Annotated in this window: 20 protein-coding genes; 11 read left to right on the top strand and 9 right to left on the bottom strand. The window is 71.4% G+C overall.

The window, feature by feature from the left end; genetic code table 11:
- Window positions 1-90: 90 nt before the first annotated feature.
- From ACZ5VC_RS21335 to ACZ5VC_RS21325, 3 genes are all read right to left on the bottom strand, one after another.
- Window positions 91-459, bottom strand: a complete 369-nt coding sequence (locus ACZ5VC_RS21335) for a hypothetical protein (protein WP_469121591.1) — start codon at window positions 457-459, stop codon at window positions 91-93.
- 28 nt (window positions 460-487) lie between these two features.
- Window positions 488-1,978 carry a restriction endonuclease fold toxin-2 domain-containing protein gene (locus ACZ5VC_RS21330; protein WP_469121590.1) on the bottom strand — a complete coding sequence of 497 codons (1,491 nt, stop codon included), beginning with the start codon at window positions 1,976-1,978 and terminating at the stop codon, window positions 488-490.
- A 264-nt stretch (window positions 1,979-2,242) separates the two neighbouring features.
- On the bottom strand, window positions 2,243-3,376 hold the full coding sequence (locus tag ACZ5VC_RS21325) for a flavin-containing monooxygenase (RefSeq protein ID WP_469121589.1): 1,134 nt from the start codon (window positions 3,374-3,376) through the stop codon (window positions 2,243-2,245).
- 148 nt (window positions 3,377-3,524) lie between these two features.
- On the opposite strand from ACZ5VC_RS21325, the gene ACZ5VC_RS21320 reads away from it, so the two are divergent.
- Both ACZ5VC_RS21320 and ACZ5VC_RS21315 read left to right on the top strand, forming a co-directional pair.
- On the top strand, window positions 3,525-3,974 hold the full coding sequence (locus ACZ5VC_RS21320; RefSeq protein WP_469121588.1) for a DoxX family protein: 450 nt from the start codon (window positions 3,525-3,527) through the stop codon (window positions 3,972-3,974).
- Entirely contained in the window at window positions 3,974-4,414 is a 441-nt protein-coding gene (locus ACZ5VC_RS21315; protein WP_469121587.1) for a Zn-ribbon domain-containing OB-fold protein, read from the top strand. The genes ACZ5VC_RS21320 and ACZ5VC_RS21315 overlap by 1 nt, the downstream gene beginning before the upstream one ends.
- 57 nt (window positions 4,415-4,471) lie before the next feature.
- Here the strand turns inward: ACZ5VC_RS21315 and ACZ5VC_RS21310 are convergent, their stop codons facing one another.
- Together ACZ5VC_RS21310 and ACZ5VC_RS21305 are read right to left on the bottom strand one after the other, a co-directional pair.
- Complete coding sequence (locus ACZ5VC_RS21310) at window positions 4,472-4,720, bottom strand: SCO4226 family nickel-binding protein (RefSeq protein WP_468710574.1); 249 nt, start codon at window positions 4,718-4,720, stop codon at window positions 4,472-4,474.
- 49 nt (window positions 4,721-4,769) lie between these two features.
- A complete protein-coding gene (locus ACZ5VC_RS21305; protein ID WP_469121586.1) occupies window positions 4,770-5,180 on the bottom strand; it encodes a hypothetical protein in 411 nt (136 codons plus the stop codon).
- A gap of 72 nt (window positions 5,181-5,252) precedes the next feature.
- Here ACZ5VC_RS21305 and ACZ5VC_RS21300 point away from each other — a divergent pair, with 72 nt between their 5' ends.
- The 4 genes from ACZ5VC_RS21300 (at window position 5,253) to ACZ5VC_RS21285 (ending at window position 7,487) form a co-directional block, all read left to right on the top strand.
- Window positions 5,253-6,080, top strand: coding sequence for a helix-turn-helix domain-containing protein (locus ACZ5VC_RS21300; RefSeq protein WP_469121585.1), 828 nt, complete (start codon window positions 5,253-5,255; stop codon window positions 6,078-6,080).
- Complete coding sequence (locus ACZ5VC_RS21295) at window positions 6,077-6,259, top strand: DUF397 domain-containing protein (protein WP_469121584.1); 183 nt, start codon at window positions 6,077-6,079, stop codon at window positions 6,257-6,259. The genes ACZ5VC_RS21300 and ACZ5VC_RS21295 overlap by 4 nt, the downstream gene beginning before the upstream one ends.
- Window positions 6,260-6,345: 86 nt before the next feature.
- Window positions 6,346-6,786, top strand: a complete 441-nt coding sequence (locus ACZ5VC_RS21290) for a hypothetical protein (RefSeq protein WP_469121583.1) — start codon at window positions 6,346-6,348, stop codon at window positions 6,784-6,786.
- A gap of 140 nt (window positions 6,787-6,926) precedes the next feature.
- Window positions 6,927-7,487 carry a hypothetical protein gene (locus ACZ5VC_RS21285; RefSeq protein ID WP_469121582.1) on the top strand — a complete coding sequence of 187 codons (561 nt, stop codon included), beginning with the start codon at window positions 6,927-6,929 and terminating at the stop codon, window positions 7,485-7,487.
- A 19-nt stretch (window positions 7,488-7,506) separates the two neighbouring features.
- On the opposite strand, the gene ACZ5VC_RS21280 is transcribed toward ACZ5VC_RS21285, so the two are convergent.
- From ACZ5VC_RS21280 to ACZ5VC_RS21270, 3 genes are all read right to left on the bottom strand, one after another.
- On the bottom strand, window positions 7,507-8,175 hold the full coding sequence (locus ACZ5VC_RS21280) for a pyridoxine/pyridoxamine 5'-phosphate oxidase (RefSeq protein ID WP_469121581.1): 669 nt from the start codon (window positions 8,173-8,175) through the stop codon (window positions 7,507-7,509).
- Between the two features lie 142 nt (window positions 8,176-8,317).
- Window positions 8,318-9,553, bottom strand: a complete 1,236-nt coding sequence (locus tag ACZ5VC_RS21275) for an FAD-dependent monooxygenase (RefSeq protein WP_469121580.1) — start codon at window positions 9,551-9,553, stop codon at window positions 8,318-8,320.
- Window positions 9,554-9,664: 111 nt separating this feature from the next.
- Window positions 9,665-10,843 carry a thiolase C-terminal domain-containing protein gene (locus ACZ5VC_RS21270; protein WP_469121579.1) on the bottom strand — a complete coding sequence of 393 codons (1,179 nt, stop codon included), beginning with the start codon at window positions 10,841-10,843 and terminating at the stop codon, window positions 9,665-9,667.
- Window positions 10,844-10,876: 33 nt separating this feature from the next.
- On the opposite strand from ACZ5VC_RS21270, the gene ACZ5VC_RS21265 reads away from it, so the two are divergent.
- From ACZ5VC_RS21265 to ACZ5VC_RS21255, 3 genes are all read left to right on the top strand, one after another.
- Window positions 10,877-11,248 carry an iron chaperone gene (locus ACZ5VC_RS21265; RefSeq protein WP_469121578.1) on the top strand — a complete coding sequence of 124 codons (372 nt, stop codon included), beginning with the start codon at window positions 10,877-10,879 and terminating at the stop codon, window positions 11,246-11,248.
- Between the two features lie 79 nt (window positions 11,249-11,327).
- Entirely contained in the window at window positions 11,328-12,503 is a 1,176-nt protein-coding gene (locus ACZ5VC_RS21260; RefSeq protein WP_469121577.1) for an acyl-CoA dehydrogenase family protein, read from the top strand.
- The gene (locus ACZ5VC_RS21255; protein ID WP_469121576.1) at window positions 12,503-12,973 is read left to right on the top strand and encodes a nitroreductase family deazaflavin-dependent oxidoreductase; all 471 of its coding nucleotides are present in this window, start codon (window positions 12,503-12,505) and stop codon (window positions 12,971-12,973) included. Before ACZ5VC_RS21260 ends, ACZ5VC_RS21255 begins: the two co-directional genes overlap by 1 nt.
- A gap of 109 nt (window positions 12,974-13,082) precedes the next feature.
- On the opposite strand, the gene ACZ5VC_RS21250 is transcribed toward ACZ5VC_RS21255, so the two are convergent.
- Window positions 13,083-13,730 carry a TetR family transcriptional regulator gene (locus tag ACZ5VC_RS21250; RefSeq protein ID WP_469121575.1) on the bottom strand — a complete coding sequence of 216 codons (648 nt, stop codon included), beginning with the start codon at window positions 13,728-13,730 and terminating at the stop codon, window positions 13,083-13,085.
- Between the two features lie 314 nt (window positions 13,731-14,044).
- On the opposite strand from ACZ5VC_RS21250, the gene ACZ5VC_RS21245 reads away from it, so the two are divergent.
- The gene (locus tag ACZ5VC_RS21245) at window positions 14,045-15,007 is read left to right on the top strand and encodes a VOC family protein (RefSeq protein WP_469121574.1); all 963 of its coding nucleotides are present in this window, start codon (window positions 14,045-14,047) and stop codon (window positions 15,005-15,007) included.
- 85 nt (window positions 15,008-15,092) lie between these two features.
- A complete protein-coding gene (gene afsK / locus ACZ5VC_RS21240) occupies window positions 15,093-17,552 on the top strand; it encodes a protein serine/threonine kinase AfsK (RefSeq protein ID WP_469121573.1) in 2,460 nt (819 codons plus the stop codon).
- Window positions 17,553-17,603: the final 51 nt, after the last annotated feature.

Genomic DNA, 17,603 nt, shown 5'->3' with positions numbered 1-17,603 from the left:
CGGGGCGGCGTCCCTCACCGGGTCGGGGCGCCCGGTGGCCGGCGCCCCGGCCACCCGGCGGGGCGCCCGCCCGCGTACCGCGGGACCGGCTCACCCCTCGGCGGCGGTCACCAGGTCTTCCTTCGTGGTCGACTCGTCCACCGGCACGTCGAAGCTGTACCCCTCGTCGCAGAAGATGAGCTCGATGTCCTTCGGGACGAGCGTGCGGTACCAGAGCGCGAACTCGGCGACCAGGCCGATGTGACCGTCCAGGTAGATGCACCGGCCGTCGACGTGCGTGTGGCCCTCGACCGTCTCGCCGTCGCGCTCCAGCTCCCATTCGACGTCGCGGACCCGCACGTCCTCAGGCAGCTCCTTGCGTCGCACGGACGCATCCGGCCAGGTGGCCGACAGGGAGGTGATGAGGGCGTCCTGGCTGACGCTCCACTCCTCGCTGTCGAATACGACCAGATAGTTCATCTCGCCACTCCCTCGCGGATCCACTTCTTCACGGCTTGACGTCAACCACCCCTGGGATGCCGTACTTGCGCATCTTCTCCTGGAAGTAGGCCACGGCTCGTGGGTCATTGGTGACGATGCGCAGCTTCTTCACCGGGGTGTTCTTGTCCTTGAGGACGGCAGCGTACCGACGGAACTCGTCGTCGACGTCGGCGTCGACCTTCTGCCGGATGAAGTCGGGCGCTTTGGAATCCTTGATGAAGGGACTCCTGTCCGGGTTGTCCACCAGCTTGGCGTCGATCAGATCGCCGGTGTTCGAGTCGAAGCCGTCCGCCCAGACCTTCTCGCCGCCGCCTTCCACCTGGTATTCGGTGTCGCCGGCATGTTTCCGCTGATAGGCGCGCTGCTTGGGATTTCCGTAGTTGGCGCCACGCGTCTTCAGCTTGAGCTTGTACTTGGTGATGCAGTCGTTGTTGTGGACGAGAGCCGAGCCGGCCCCGACGCCCACGTAGTACGTGTGGATCCCGTCGACGGTCAGGTCGTGTGTCGTCAGGCGCTTGGCGAACCGCTCTACGACTCCGACCTGTACCGAGGTGCCGGCGGACGTGCGCAGCAGCGCGCCGGGCCGGATGTCCCCCGCGTCCACCCAGCGGCCCAGGTCCACCGCCCAGAACGGGTGGGTGTCGGTCGCCGTGACGACGGACGGACCCTCGGGGGTGAGGACCGTCAGCCGGGTGAAGTCCTTGTCGTCGTAGGTGGTGAAGGTGCGGGTCACGGTGCGGAGCGTGGTGAGCCCGCTCGCCGGGTCGGTGGCGACGACCTGGTCGCCCATGCGTACGGACTCGATCGGCACGCTCAGCCCGCCGGCGACGAGGACCCGGGTGCCGGGCGGGAAGCTGTGACCGACCGGGCACGTGGTCGGCTCGTCGGGCTTCTTGGGCGGGTCCTTCTCCGTGTCGAGTTTCTTCTTCGCGTCCTCGAGTTTCTTCTCGGCGTCCTTGACCTTCTTACGGTTCTTGATCAGACCCGTCAGACCGTCATAGAGCTTCCCGCCGTGCTTCTTCAGCTTCCCGATCAGCTCGGCGGCCTTCTTCCACTTCCACGGCGCCCCGTACTTCGCCGCCAGCTTCCCGACCGCACCACCGATCAGACTGGTCAGGATGTTGATGAGGGTCTCGGTGCAGGCGCCCATGTCGCCCTTGGTGATGCAGTCGAAGGCATCCTTGATCCCGAGCTCCTCGGCCAGGATCTTCGCCAGCTCCTTGGCGGCTTCCTTCGCCTTGTCCGAGTCCGACTTCTCGGCCTTCTGCGCGTCCTCGAGATCCTTGACGGCCTTCTCGTAATCAAGCTGCGCCTGAGACTTGGGCTGACCACTGTTGTCGGAGGCCGGCTTGCCCGAACCGGGACCCTGGGCCTGGGTGTCACCGCCGCCGCCGTCCCCGCAGTCACCACCGCCGCTGATCCGGCAGACCTGCGCGCTGATCTTCTGCGTCAGCTCCGCACCGATCCCCGTCGCCACCAGAGCGCCGACGATCGCCACGACAACCATGACAAGGCCCAGGTACTCCAACGCACCCTGACCACGCTGCGACTTCCGCAACCCCAACAACCGGGCCTCAGTGCGGAAGCCGCTCGTACGCCACCGCCTACGGGCCCAACGCGCAATAGTCTCAGGCGACATGAGACCGACACTAGAGCGGGCGGACCGTCCCTGTCGTGGGTCTGAGGACCCATCAGCGGGCCCAAATGCCTGTCATGGAGGGTGAGTTCCGGTCACCTCGACCGGTCCCGCAGGCGCCCCCGGCTACCGCGCGAGGGCCTTGGCGATCCGGCGGGCGTCGATCGCCATCTCGCGGAACATGCCGCTGATCGGGTTCGTGAAGCCGGTGAAGTACAGGCCGGGCGCCTGGGACGGGGTGCGGCCGCCGTGGACCACCGGGCGGCCACGGGCGTCGAGGACGCCGAGGTGGCCGACGAGGTCCTCGAGCGCGCGGATGTAGCCGGTCGCGGCGATGACCGTGTCCGGGGTGAGGCGGGTGCCGTCCGCCAGGACCACCTTGCCGTCGTCGAAGGATTCGACCGCGGCCACCACCTCGACCTTCCCGGCCCTGACCGCGTCGATCAGACCGACGTCCTGGACCGGGATCGCGCCCTGGCGGACGCGGGAGTACAGGCCCGTGTCCGGCCGGGGCAGGCCGTGGGCCGACAGGTCGGGGACCGCGATCCGGGACATCAGGCCGCCCAGACGGTCCACGAGGCGGACGGGAAGCCGCCGCACCAGGATGCCGGTGCGCTGGGCCGGCCAGCCGGCCGTGGAGCGGCGCACGATGTGGGGCACGGTGCGGACCGCGAGACGTACCCGGGCCGCGCCGCCCTCGGCCAGGTCGGCGGCGATCTCGGCGCCCGTGTTGCCGGCGCCGACGACGAGGACGTCCTTGCCCGCATAGGGGGCCGGGTTGCGGTACGCGCCCGCGTGCAGCAGCTCACCCCCGTACGCGTCGAGACCGGGCCAGTCGGGCAGCCGCGGGGTGTGGTTGTAGCCGGTGGCCACCACGACCGCGCGCCCGGTGAGCCTGCGCCCGCCGGTGGCGTGCAGCACCCAGTCACCGTCGGCCGGCTCGATCCTGGAGACCGCGACCCCCGTCACGATTTCCAGTTCGTGCACCTCGGCGTACTTCTCCAGATAGCGCACGACGTCGTCCCGGGAGACCCACCGCCCGAAGGAGCGCGGGATCGGCAGTCCGGGCAGCGCGGAGAGCCGCCGGGTCGTGTGCAGACGCAGCCGGTCGTAGTGGCCCCGCCAGGAGGCGCCGACGGAGTCGGACTTCTCCAGCACGACGGCCCGGACGCCGCGCTCGCGCAGTGAGGCCGCGACGGCGAGGCCCCCGGGTCCGCCGCCGACGACGTAGACGGGTCTGTCATGGGTGGTCATGTCCATGAATGCTGAGCGTAATGGCGTGCTCACATCGTGGGTCTCGGTCAAGAGGGGTTTCGGTTGCGAATCGATCACGCCCGCACGCCCCTTGCGCACAACGGTTGCATCCGCTGAACTGACGTACCGTCAGATCGATCGGGAGGGGGCCCCCATGCGGACCATCTGGCTCACCGGCGGCGAGTGGCTCGCCGTCCTGCGGATCGGGCTCGGGCTGTGGTGGCTGGAGAGCTGGCGCCACAAGGACAAGAAGGGCTGGTTCGAGCGCGGCACGGGCATCGCGTGGGCGCAGGGCGTCGCCGCGAAGCACAAATGGGCCATGGTCAAAGCCGGCTTCGACCGAGTGGTCGCGCCCCGCCCCAAAGTGATCGCGTACGTCGTCGTCTACGCCGAACTCGCCCTGGGCCTCGGTCTCGTCCTCGGCTTCCTCACCCCGGTTGCCCTCGTCGGCGGCCTGCTCCTCAACCTTCTCTATCTGGTCCTGATGATCCACGACTGGGCCGAGCAGGGGCAGAACGCGATGATGGCGCTGATCTCCTTCGTCGCCCTGTTCGCGATGTCCTGGCAGGCCTGGTCCCTCGACCACGCGATCGGACTGTTCTGATGACCAGCGCGAAACCGACCACGACCACCGCCGCCACGCCCGGGATCGACGCCTTCACCCGGCCCTACTGGGACGCCGCCGCCGACGGCCGACTGCTGATCATCCGCTGCGGCGCCTGCGGAAAGGCCCCGCACTACCCGCGCGAGTTCTGCCCGTCCTGCTGGAGCGAGGACGTCGCCTGGGAGCAGGCGAGCGGACGGGCCACGCTCTACACGTGGTCCGTCGTGCACCGCAACGACCTGCCGCCCTTCGGCATGCGCACGCCCTACACGGCCGCCGTCGTGGACCTCGTCGAGGGCCCGCGGCTGATGACCGAGATCGTGGAGTGCGCGGAGGCGGACCTCCGCGTCGGCATGGAGCTGGAGGTGACCTTCCGGACCGACGACACGGACGGCATCGCCGTCCCGGTGTTCCGGCCGGCCGGCGCACTCGCATCGTGAGCGCACTCAAATCGTGAGCGCGCGCAGACCTGGAGCGCGCTCAGACCTTGAGGGCGCTCAGACCTTGAGCGGTACGGGGTGAATCTCGTCGGCCGCGTGTCCCGTGCGCTCGTGGATGCGCATCACCGCCTCGGCCGACGGCGCCTCGGACAGGCAGTAGACCGTCCCGGACTCCGGGTCGGCCCATGCCTTCTCGAAGTGGACGCCTTCGTCCTTCTCGATGGCGAGGTCCGCCTGGTGCGCTTCCTTCAGCTGCTCCGCCGTAATACCCACCATTCCGTGGTGGACGTCCATGTACGTCGCCATGGCTCCCACACCTCCGTGCTCGTGAGGTCTCCCCTCCATGGTGCGCCGCTCACTCGTCCGGGGCCACGCAGAGCTGGGCCGTGACCACCAGGTTCAGCAGCTCCGGGTCGACGAACTCGCCCTCGGCCGGTGGGGCGCAGCGCCATGACAAGGGGTACGTGTTCCCGTGGGCGGCCGGGACTCCCACGTACTGGTCGCGGGCCGAGGGGCCGAAGCAGGTCGCGCCCGGCGGCCACGCGTACTCCTTGCTGGTCCCGGGCGGGATCAGGAAATACGTCCAGCGGCCGCCCGCCACCTCCCGCACCACCGGCCCGGGCTGCCCGTCCGTGAGGTCGGCCAGGTGGTGGAGCACGGCCTCGCCGCGCACCCCGCGCACGCGGATGGCGTCGAAGTGGACACCGGCGAGACGCAGTTGATGGCCCGACGCCGGCACCCAATCGGGGAGTTTGTTGCTCGTCATGGCTACGAGCATTCCGATGGTTGCGTAGCGTGACCAGAGGGAGCGGGTGCACATCGGGCCGATGTGGGGAGAGTGGTGGTCGTTGTGGTCGCGAGCGAGAAGCCGTCGGCGGCGCGCGTGCATGTGGGGGAACTGCTCAAGGGTTTCCGCAAGCGGGCGAACCTGACGCAGAAGGACGCGGCGGAACGCCTGCTGATCTCGGAGTCGCTGGCCGGCGCGTACGAACGCGCGGAGCGGATTCCGACCTCCGACTTCCTCCGGGACGCGGACAAGGTGCTCGGCGCGGAGGGCGCGCTGATGTCGTGCGTCCGGCTGATGGAGGAGGAGAAGTACCCGCGGACGTTCATCGGCTGGGTGCGGCTGGAGCGGGACGCGCGGAGCATCGGCGCGTACGAGAACATGCTGTTCCCGGGTCTGCTCCAGACGGAGGCGTACGTACGGGCGCTGTACGGGGTGCGGGTGCCGTCGCTGAGCGAGGGCGAGATCGAGCGGAACGTACAGGCTCGGTTGGAACGGCAAGCGGTGCTGCGACGCGATCCGTTACCCGTGGTGGCGTATGTGATCGACGAGTCGGTGCTGCAACGGCCCATCGGAGGTCGGGAGGTGCTGAAGGAGCAGCTCCGGCATGTGGCGGAGTGTGTACGGGCGATGCAGCATCTGACGGTGCAGGTGATGCCGACGGGGCTGGAGGTGCACGCGGCGTTGCAGGGGCCCATGGCTCTCCTGAGTACGCCGGAGGGACGGAATTTCGCGTATGAGGAGGGCCAGGGCAGCGGTACGTTGATCTCCACGCCGCAGGACGTCAACCAGTGGATCGATCGCTTCGGCGCCTTGCGGGCCCAGGCGCTCACTCCCTGGGAGTCCGTGGACCTGATCGAGAGGATGGCGGGGCAGCTATGAGTACCGAGCTGGCGTGGTTCAAGTCCAGTTACAGCGGCAACGAGGGCGGCAACTGCGTCGAGGTCGCCGCCCATCCCGAGGCCGTCCACGTTCGTGACTCCAAGGTCCCCGACGGCCCCGTCTTCACCGTCGCACCCGCCGCCTGGAGCGCCTTCCTGGAGGGGCAGGGCACGCGCTAGGCGTCTGCCCAACATCCCTCCGGCAGGCACGAGTTCGGTCGTACGATGCCCTCGGGCGCACGAAGCGCGTGGAACGAGGGGGAAGCATGTTCGCAGAGGGAATGACCGCTCTGGCGGCAGCGCTCGGTGCCGCCGTGGTCCAGGCAGCCGGTACGGACGCCTGGACCGCTGTCCGTGACCGGGTGGCCGGGGTCTTCGGCCGGGGCGACGGCGAGGTCGAGCGGGCCGAGTTGGAGCGGCTCGACCGGACGGCCGCCACGCTCGACGCAGCGGCGCCCGAGGAGACCGACCGGACCAGGACGCGCCAGGAAGGCTTCTGGCAGGGCCGCTTCGAGGAACTGCTGGAACGGCTGCCGGAGGACGAGCGGGCGCGGGCCGTAGCGGAGCTGCGCGCCGTGCTCGGGGAACAGGACGGCCCGTCGGGCGCGGCGGGCGGTGAGCTGTCGGGCAACGTCTTCCACGGCCCCACCGCCGTCCAGACCGGCAGCCACAGCCACCAGGTCAACCACTTCGGGCGTGGTGCGTGAACGACTCCGTGCCCCCGAGGCCGCCGGGACCTCCGAGACCCCCGAACCCCCCGAACACCTTTCACGGATCGAACGCGGCGCAGACGGGCCCGTACAGCACCCAGTACAACCACTACGCCGAGCCGCGCAGCAAGGTGTGGATGCTGGTCACGGGGACGGCCGCCCTCGTCGTGATCTGCGGGGCGGTGCTGGCCTGGGTCAAGCTGATCGGGCCGGACGGTGACGCCGCCCGGGGTGCGGGGCCGGGAGCGGTCACGTCGTCGTCCTCGGGGACCTCGGCGGATGAGACCGAGCGCGCGGACGGCTCCGACAGCGTGCGGTGGACGGGGGGCGTGCGCATCACGGAAAGCGGGCCGCGGCTCGACTCCAGACCACCGACGCTCGGCCGGGAGAACCGCGACCTAGGGCTGGCGTTGATCTTCCCGCCGCAGGTCGGCGACTCGGACAGCCTGGACAACGAGCGCAACATCGCGGTCTGGCCCACGAAGGGCGTCCTGCCTGGACGGCAGCAGTGCGCAGAGCTCGTCTCCGCTCAGGGCATCGACCAGGTCGCGGTCAAGGCAGGCACCGTCCTCTGTGTCAGGACCGAAGAGCGGCGCATCGCCAGGCTCGAGGTCACGTCCGCGAGCGACGACTTCAGCGCGGGTATCGAGGCGAAGGCGACGGTGTGGGCCGAGGTCCTCAAGCCGGACCCGAGCTGACCGAAGCCACCCGGCCGCCTCACGGCCAAAGCAGCTCCCGCACCCACCCCGCCCCCTCCCGGCGGTACCGCAGCCGCACGTGCCGTCGACGCTCGTCGCCCTGGAAGAACTCGACCTCGCGGGGCTCCAGGACGTACAGGGTCCAGGTCGCCGACTCGGCGTCCGGCTCGGCCTCGGCCCGCTCCCACGCCGCGCCGCTCGCCTCGGCAAGGGTCTCCGGGGAGTCCAGGACCTCGCTCTGGCGGCCCACCAGCGCGGAGGCCAGCGCCCCCGTCGAGCGGGCGTGGAGGTCGGCGTACGCCTCCTCGGGGGTGCCGGTCACGACCTGGCCGCGGACGCGGATCTGGCGGCCGCGCACGGGCCAGTAGAAGCCCAGGGCCGCGTGGGGCGAGGCGGCTAGCTGGCGGCCCTTGGCGCTGGTGGCGTGCGAGGCGAAGTGCCAGCCGCGCGCGTCGGCGTCGTGGAGCATCAGGGTCCGTACGTCCGGCCGTCCGTCGTCGTCGACGGTGGCCAGCGACATGGTGTGCGGCTCGGGCTGGCCCGCCTCGGCGGCCTCGACGAGCCACTCCTGGAAGAGCGGCAGCGGCTCGGCGGGAGCGGACGTGGGGTCGAAGTCCGGCAGGTCGATGTCCCACACCCGCAGCGAGCGGAGGGTGGAGCGGAAGCGTGACGCGGTCGACTCGGTCATGGGCCCCATCCTTTCGCGCCGGCCGGCAACCGCTCGCGGCAGGTCCGCCTGGAGGCGATGATTCCGGTTAGTCATAGGTGTCATCCGCCTTCGACGGGCCGGCCGGTGGTCCGGTCGGAGCAGGGGCCGGGCGGCCGGCCCGTCACGCGGCGGGGCAGGCGACCGCGTAGGCCTTGAGCGGGATCGCGCGGGCCGCCTTCTGGATGTCGTCGCGGATCTTCTTGGCGATCAGGTTCTTCCACGGGGTGCGGGGGAGCAGGCGGACCATGAACATCCGCAGGGCGATCTTGCGGCGCGAGGAGACGGTCATCTCCTTGGCGAAGCCGGCGGCGAATTTCTGGTTCAGCTCGACGCCGGGCCGCATCTCCCGCTCGTAGGCGGCGAAGGCGGTCGTGTGGTCGCCGCCGGCCGCCGCGAGCTCGCCGGCCAGGACGTACGCGCCGATGAGCGCGAGGCCGGTGCCCTGCCCGGAGGCGGGGGAGGCGCAGTGGGCGGCGTCGCCCAGGAGCACGACCCTGCCCTTCGACCAGCGGTCCATCTCGATGAGGCTGAGGGAGTCGAAGTAGAAGTCGTCGGCAGCAGCGGCGTCCTCCAGGAAGCGGGGGATCTCCCAGCCGACGCCGGTGAAGTTGTCGGCGAGCAGCCGCTTCTGCTGGGTGGAGTCCCGGTGGTCGTAGACCAGTTCCTGCGGGGTGGAGAAGACGAAGCCGGTCTTCGCGGTGGTCTCGCGGGCGGAACGGTAGGCGAACACCAGCTTGTTCGGGACCGCGTGGTAGGTCTCCCACTGGGTGAGCCCCAGGCGGTTGGGGCCGGAGAAGATGGAGATGTACGCGCCGAGGTGGCGCGTGAACTGCTTCTCGTCGCCGAAGACGAGCCGCCGGGTGTTCGAGTGCATGCCGTCGGCGCCGACGACCAGGTCGAACCGGCGGCGCGTTCCGCTCTCGAAGGTGACCTCGACGCCGTCCGCGTCCTCGTCGAGCGCTGCGATCGAGTCCCCGAAGAGGTACTCGACGTCGTCGCGGGTGCGGTCGTACAGGATGCGGGCGAGGTCGCCGCGCATGATCTCGTCGTCGCCCTCGACGCGGCCGCCGAAGATCTCGGCGGGCAGCTCGCCGATGGTCCGGCCCTCGGAGTCGACGTACGAACCGCCGTCCATGTCGGTGGACCTGGCCCGCACGTCGTCCATGATGCCCATCCGCTCGCAGACCTCGATGGCCGTGCCGCGGATGTCGACCTTGTAGCCGCCGGGGCGCGGCTCCGGGGCGCGCTCGACCACGGTCGGGACGAAGCCGTAGCGGTGCAGCCACAGCGCGAGGGCGGGGCCGGCGATCGAGGCGCCGGAGATCAGGACGGTCTTGGAAGCGGGCGTGCGCGTCATGGCGGGACTCCTCGTCGGTGGTGTCCGGCGCCGCTTCCGGCGCCGTGCACATGACTATACGCACGTCCTACACGGCTGTCTATGACGGTTGTATGGATTCTTGCGCGGGGCTCAGCCGCGTGCCAGCACCACCGTCCCGGACGAGCAGAACCAGCCGCCCGTCCCCGACGCCACCGCCAGCTCCGGCAGCCCGCCGCCGGGCCTTCGCACCTGCCGCCCGGTCGCCTCCCCGCGCAGCTGCCGCACCGCCTCCACCAGCAGGAACAGCCCTCGCATGCCCGGATGGCAGGCGGACAGGCCACCCCCGTCGGTGTTCACCGGAAGCCCGCCGGCCAGCGTCAGGCGGTTCTTCTCGACGAACGGCCCGCCCTCGCCCTTCGCGCAGAAGCCGAGGTCTTCGAGGGTCAGCAGCGTCATATAGGTGAAGGCGTCGTAGATCTCGGCGAAGTCGATGTCCCCGGGGCGTACACCCGCCCGCTCGAAGGCGAGCCGGCCGCTCACCGCCGCCGGGGAGACCGTGAAGTCGTCCCACTCCGACATCGTGGTGTGCGAGACGTACTCACCGGTCCCGAGGATCCACACCGGGTCCTTCGCCGTGTCCGGCACGTACTCCTCCGCCGCCAGCAGCACCGCGCAGCCGCCGTCGCTGCGGATGCAGCAGTGCAGCTTGGTGAACGGATCGGCGATCAGCGGTCCGCCCAGGACGTCGTCCACGGTGATCGGGTCGCGGAACATCGCGTCCGGGTTGTGGGCGGCGTTCGCCCGCGCCTGGACGGCGACCTCGGCGAGCTGCTCCAGGGTCGTGCCGTACTCGTGCATGTGGCGGCGCGCGGCCATCGCGTACTTGGAGACGAGGGTGTGGCCGTACGGCACCTCGAACTGCAGCGGTCCGCGTCCGCCGAAGGAGAGGTTCGACGTGCGGCGCCCGGCCCGGATGTCCGCGCGGGCGGTCGAGCCGTAGACGAGGAGGACGGCGTTGGCGTGGCCCGCGGCGATGGCGTCGGCGGCGTGGGCGGCCATCACCTCCCAGGTGGCGCCGCCCACGGCGGTCGAGTCGACCCAGCGGGGGCGGAGCCCCAGATACTCGGCGACCTCGACGGGGGCGAGGGTCCCCAGGCCCGCCGAGCCGAGACCGTCGATCACCGAGCGGTCGAGCCCGCTGTCCGCGAGGGCGCGGCGGGCGGCCTGGGCGTGCAGGGCGTGCGGGGTGGCCTCGTCGACGCGGCCACAGTCCGAGAGCGATATGCCGACGACGGCGACTCTGCGCCGGTTGCGCGGGGTGGCAGGCATGAATCTGACGGTACATCAGATAAGCTCGCGCGTATGCCGAGAAGTGCCGCTGAAGATGTCGACGAGTACCTCGCCGAGGTCGTCGAGCCCGACCGGCTCACGGTCCTCGTGCGGCTGCGTGAGCTGTGCCGCACGGAACTGCGCGGCTACGAGGAGGTGATGGCCTACGGCATGCCCGCCTATCGCCTCCCCGGCGGCGAGCCCGAGATCGCCTTCGGCAACCAGAAGCACTACCTCTCCTTCTATCTGATGCGTCCCGACGTGCGCCAAGGCTTCGAGGGCCGGCTCTCGGACCAGGACATGGGCAAGGGCTGCCTGCGGTTCCGTCGTACGGAGACCGTCGACTTCGCTCTCGTGCGGGATCTGCTGCGGGCGACGGCGGCCGGCCCCGGCCGCGTCTGCTGAGGCTCGTACCCCCCGACCCCTGGGCATCCGACCCGGCCGGCTCTAACATGACGGCCCGTCAGATACGGAGGGGAGCTCCATGGACGCCGCCTTCACCGCGGAGCAGGACGAGATCCGCCGCACCCTGCGCGAACTGCTCGCCAAACGGTCCGGACCCGCCGAGGTCCGGGCGGCGGTCGCCACCGCCTACGGCCACGACCCCGAGCTGTGGGCCCAGCTCTCCGCGCGGCTCGGCCTGCCCGGACTCGCCCTGCCCGAGACCCACGGCGGAGTCGGCTGCTCCCTCGCCGAACTGGCCCTCGCCTGCGAGGAGACCGGCCGGGTCCTGCTGCCCTCGCCCCTGCTCGCCACCGCCGCGCTGGCCGCGCCCCTGATCGACCGGCTCGGCACCGACAGCCAGCGCACCGCGCTGCTCCCCGGGATCGCGAACGGCTCGCTCACCGCGACGCTCGCGGTGGCCGGCGGGCACCTCGCCACCGCGCTCGGTCTCATCGACGACACCACGGACGGCCAGTGGGCCGGTGGCGGCCGGGCCGGAGGCGTGCAGGCGCGGCCGGCCGGGGACGGCTGGCAGCTGTACGGGGAGGCGGCGCAGGTCCTCGACGGGCACAGTGCCGGGCTGCTGCTGGTCGCCGCGCACACGGGTGGCTTCGCCCGTGCCCGGGCCCTGCTCTTCCTCGTGCGGGCCGGGGCGCCGGGCCTGTCCCGCGTACGGCTCACCTCGCTGGACGAGACCCGGCCGCTCGCCCGCCTCGAACTGCGAGACTGCGCGGCCGAGTTGCTCGGGCACGATGGCGTCGACGTGGCCGGGGCGCTCGCCGCCACCGGCCGGGAGGCCGCCGCCGTCCTCGCCGCCGAGGCCGTCGGCGCGGCAGCGGCGGCACTGGAGCGAACCGTGGACTACGTCCGCTCCCGCGAGCAGTTCGGCCGGCCCATCGGTTCCTTCCAGGCGGTCAAGCACCGGCTGGCCGATCTGTACGTCCACGTCCAGGCGGCCCGCTCGGCGGCGTACTACGCGGCCTGGGACCCGGCCGCGGGCGGCCTCGCGCTCGCCCAGGGCCTGGAGGCCCTGCGCACCGTCGCCGGGGAGGCGATCCAGCTCCACGGCGGCATCGGCTTCACCTGGGAACACGAGGCGCACCTCTACTTCAAACGGGCGGCCGCCGACGAGCTGCTCTTCGGTCCCGTCCACCGGCTGCGCGCACGCGCGGCCGAGGAAGCCGGACTGTTCACCCCACGAAAGGCGGCCGCCTGATGCCTCCCGGAGTCCGCCTCATGCAGAAGGTGTCCTCGACGCGCGCCTTCGCCAGGATCGCTCCGTACTTCATTCCCGCGATGGACCGCACCGTGCACCGGCTGACGCGGGGCAGGGTGATGCTCAGCGCCCAGATGCTGCCCGGTGTGGTCCTCACGGCGCGCGGCGCGAAGTCGGGGCAGCCCCGCCGTACACCCCTGGCCTGTATGCCGGAGAAGGACGGGAGCTGGATCCTGATCGGCTCCAACTTCGGGCGCGAGGGGCATCCGGCCTGGACCGGGAACCTGCTGAAGCACCCGGACGCCGAGGTGAGCTGGCGGGGTGCGGACATACCGGTGAGGGCGCGGCTGCTCACGGGGGAGGAGCGGGCGGCCGCATGGCGGGAGGTGCTGAGGTTCTGGCCGCCGTACGCCACGTACCAGGCGCGGGTGGAGCGGGAGATCCGGCTGTTCCGGCTGACCCGGCGCTGAGGGCTGCCCTCCGGACCCTGCGGGGCTCCGGACATGGGAACGCCGACGGCGGTCGGCATCGTGCGGGACCGCCGTCGGCGTGACAGGACGTGCAGAGGGCCGAAGAACGTTACTTCGTCGGCTTCTTGCCCGTGATTCCCAGGTGGACCAACAGGGAGAGATTGGGCTTGAGTTCGGTCTGCTTGACGCCCCAGGCCTGGAAGCCCTTCTGGTGCGAGGCGACCGCCGCCAGCATCGCGACCAGGGAACCGGCCATCGCCGCGGGGCTGACGTCCTTGTCGACCTTGCCCTTGGACTGGAGTTCCTTCACCGCGTCCGTAAGGGAGTTGGTGACGGAGTTCAGGATCTTCATGCGGATCTTGTAGAACCGCTTGTCGCCCTCCGCGGCCCCCAGATCCACCACCCGGAGGATGGCGTCGTTGCGGCGCCAGAAGTCCAGGAACCCCTCGACCAGCTCCTCCGCGGTCTGCCAGCCGGCCTTGCCGACCCAGGAGCGGCCGGAGACCAGTTCGGTCAACCCGGCGCCCTCCTTGGCCATTTCCTCGGCCACTTCGAGGACGGCGCCCTCGACATCGGGGAAGTACTGATAGAAGGTCGCGGGTGAAGTGCCCGCCTTCCGGGCCACGTCGATGACTTTGACGTCCCGGTACGGCGAGGAGCTGAGCATCTCGCTGAGGCAGTCGAGCAGCTTCTGCCGCGTCGCCTGGCCGCGTCGGCCAGCCACGCGGCCGTCGACGGTGCGTACTTGTCCTGTCATGCCGTCAGCTTACCGAGGGGTGATCGGCGCGCGATTCGGCCGACTGCAAATGGGGTGCGGTCCCTCCTCCCGGCCTCGGGCGGCCCCGGCGACGGCCCTCCGGGCGCCGGCGTCAACCGTCGTCCTCATCGCCGTGACACTCAATAGGATTATTAACAGCCTGTGGACAACTTCGGTGGACAAGCCATGGGAATCCCGGGCCCCGGCCCGAAAGGTGCCTGTTTGTTCGATTATGTTCCCTGCGTGGGCCGCGCGGCGCCGCTAGCTTGACTGTGACGGGCACCACACGGGTCGCACCAGGGAAGGAACCGCCCATGGCCGCATTCGCAGAGGGCACACCGTGCTGGGTGGACGCGCAGCTCCCCGACCTCGAGGCGGGCAAGCGTTTCTACGGTGAGCTCTTCGGGTGGACGTTCGGCGACGACCCCGGCGCGGACTACGGGCACTACACGACCGCCCTCCGCGACGGGAAGCGCGTCGCCGCCCTGGTGCCCAAACGCGACGGCCGCCTTCCCACCACCTGGAACGTCTACCTCGCCACCCCCGACGCGGTCACGCTCGGCACCCGTATCGAGGAGGCCGGAGGCCGGATGGTGCTGAGCCCCTTCCCGGTCGGCCCCTTCGGTCTCATGGCGCTCGCCGCGGACCCGGGAGGAGCGGTCTTCGGGCTCTGGCAGCCCGGCTCCCACGGCGGCTTCGAGCTGCAGAACAAGCCCGGCTCCTTCTGCTGGGCCGAGGTCTACACAAGGGAGAAGGAGGCCGTCGACGCCTTCTACGAATCGGTCTTCGGCTATGAGGTGAGGGACATCGAGGCCGAGGGGGAGAGCGAGCCCATCGACTTCCGGGTCTGGTCCCCGGCGGGCAGCGCCAACGGCGACGACCAGGCGATCGGCGGCCGGAGCGTGATCAACTCGGCCTTCCCCGCCGAGATGCCCAGCCACTTCCTCGTCTACTTCGCCGTCGAGAACTGCGATGCCACGGCGGAAACGGCCGTCCGGCTCGGCGGCCGCGTCACCGAACCGCCTTTCGACACGCCCTACGGACGGATCGCGGCACTCATGGACAACCAGGGCGCGGCCTTCGCGGTCCTCGCCGAGCCGGTGACGCCCGCCGAGCCGTTCCGGCCGGCCGCGGCCCTCGGGGCCCAGCCCCCCAAGGGTCCGGACACCGAGGCCCCGGTCGCCAAGGCCCCGCCCGCCGGGGGCGCGGAGGCCGCCGTGACCGCCGACCCCGCCCGGTCCGCGGAGGCTCCGGGCGGTAAGGGGTCCGACGGGTGATATGAGCTGAGACACCCCGATCCGCCCCCGGGTTCGCCACCGCCGCCTCCGGAAGGAACAATCAGGGGCGCGGGGCCGTACCCTCATGGCCCTACGGGGAGGTGGCAGGCAAGTGGAGCAGCTGACGCAGCACGACCCGAGGCGGATCGGACCGTTCGAGGTGCTGGGCCGGCTCGGTGCCGGCGGCATGGGTCTGGTCTATCTCGCGCGGTCGGCGTCCGGCCGGCGTGTGGCGATCAAGACCGTACGGACCGAGCTCGCCGAGGACCAGCTGTTCCGCGTCCGGTTCACGCGTGAGGTCGAGGCCGCGCGGGCGGTCTCCGGCTTCTACACGGCGGCCGTGGTCGACGCCGATCCGCGCGCGGCGGTGCCGTGGCTCGCGACCGCCTACGTCCCGGCTCCCTCCCTCGAAGAAATAGTGAATGAGTGCGGGCCCATGCCCGCCCAGGCCGTCCGCTGGCTGGCGGCCGGTGTCGCCGAGGCCCTCCAGTCCATCCACGGCGCGGGTCTCGTCCACCGCGACCTCAAGCCGTCGAACGTGCTCGTGGTCGAGGACGGCCCGCGCGTCATCGACTTCGGTATCGCCTCCGGTGTCTCCAACACCCGGCTGACCATGACCAACGTCGCCGTCGGCACCCCCGCGTACATGTCTCCGGAGCAGGCGCGCGACTCGCGCAGCGTCACCGGCGCCAGCGATGTCTTCTCGCTGGGCTCCATGCTGGTCTTCGCCGCGACCGGGCACGCCCCCTTCCACGGCGCGAACCCGGTCGAGACCGTCTTCATGCTGCTGCGCGAGGGCCCCGACCTCGAGGGGCTCCCGGACGAGCTCAGGCCGCTCATCGACGCCTGTATGCAGATGGACGTTTCCCTGCGGCCGACCCCCGCCGACCTCCAGGCGCAGCTCGCCCCGCATCTGTTCGGCTCGGGCAACGACGACAGCGGCACCGCGTCCGCGTGGCTGCCGTCGCGGGCCACGGCGATGATCGAGCAGCGCCGGGGCGGTGGCCGGGTCCCGGCGCCCGCGCCCGCCGCGCCGCCGACTCCGCCGCCCGCGCCGCCGCGCCCTCCCCGGCGCGCGCCGGACAGGGACGCGGCCTGGCGCGGCAACGAGGATCCCCGTACGGGCCAGGCGTCCCCCGGCCCCGGCCGGAGCCCCGGGCGGCACGCGGGACCCGGCTCGCCCTCGGAGGCCGGGCCCGTCCGGCTGCCCGGCGCGGCCGTGCCCATCGGCCCCGGCCCCCGGGTCGCCGACACCCGCGCCGCGATCGTCGCCGACGCCGGCCCCGCGACCGGCTGGATCCGCCGTCCGGGCGGGGGCTCGAACGGCGCGGAGCCCGGTCCGACGGCCGGTACCCGGCCCCTCCCGTCGCCCGCGTCCGCGCCCACGGCGGAGGGACAGCCGCCCGCCCCGGCCGAGCCCGGGCACTGGCGCCCCTGGCGGTTCCGCATGTCGAACGACGTGTGGGGCACGCCCGTCGTCGACGGCGACCTGCTCTACGTCACCTCCTTCGAGGTGCACGCCCTGGACGTGGCGAGCGGCCGGCGCCAGTTCAAGACCCGGGACGTCGCCTGGTCGATGGCGGTCGCGGGCGGGCGCGTCCACGCCTCCGACGGGCCCACGCTCTACGCCCTCGACGCCACCGACGGCAGTGAACGCTGGCGGCTGCGGACCGACGCCTGGGTGTACTCGCTCAAGGTCGACCGGGGCACGGTCGTCACCGGTACGCGCGGCGGCGGTGTCCAGGGCTGGGAGGCCTCCAACGGCGCCAAGCTCTGGGAGATCAGCGGGGCGCAGACGGACTTCGAGACTCCCGAGGCCGGGCCGGCCGTCCACGGCGACACCGTCTACGTCTGGCGCGACGCACGGCTCCAGGCGCTGGACGCCCGTACGGGCACCGAGCGCTGGTCGTACCCCGTCGGTGACGCGGCGTCCTGCGGCAACGTCCCGATCCGGGTCGCCCCGGCGGAGGACGGCTGCGTGTACGTCTCGGCCGGTACGCGCGTGCTGTCCATCGACATCGTGAGCGGGCACGTCCGCTGGCGCTTCGAGGCGCCCGCGGTGTTCCTGTGCCCGCCGGCGTTTGCTCCCGGGCCCGCCGTCACGGGCGGCGGGGTCTACCTCGCCGACTACCTGGGCACCGTCTACGCGCTCGACGCGACGACCGGCAAGGACCGGTGGCGGATCGCCACCGAGGGCCGCCAGTCCGTCGAACCCGTCCTCGTCGTCAACGGCAACGTCCACGTCGGCAGCGGCAGCGCGCTGTACACGCTCGACGCGGTCACCGGCACGCCCAAGTGGCGCTTCGCGGCCGGGGGAGACCTCATCGGCACACCGGTGGTCGCGGACGGCCGGGTGCACTTCGGCTCGGCGGACCATGTGCTGTACACGCTGGACGCGAGCGGCGGACAGCTGCGGTGGAAGCTGGCGACGGGCGGCGAGATCACGGGGTCGCCGGTGGCCAGGGGCGGCGTGGTGTACGCGTGCAGCAAGGACCGGTGCGTGTACGCACTGGACGCGGTGAAGGGGACGGCGACGCGCTCCTGACCTCCGCGGGGGCGCGGTCGCTCTACGGCCGACCTCCATGGCGCGGTCGCG

The sequence above is a fragment of the Streptomyces sp. NPDC033174 genome (assembly GCF_055577795.1).
Note: the sequence above shows the minus strand (reverse complement) of the source record. Positions and strands in the feature narration are given on the sequence as shown.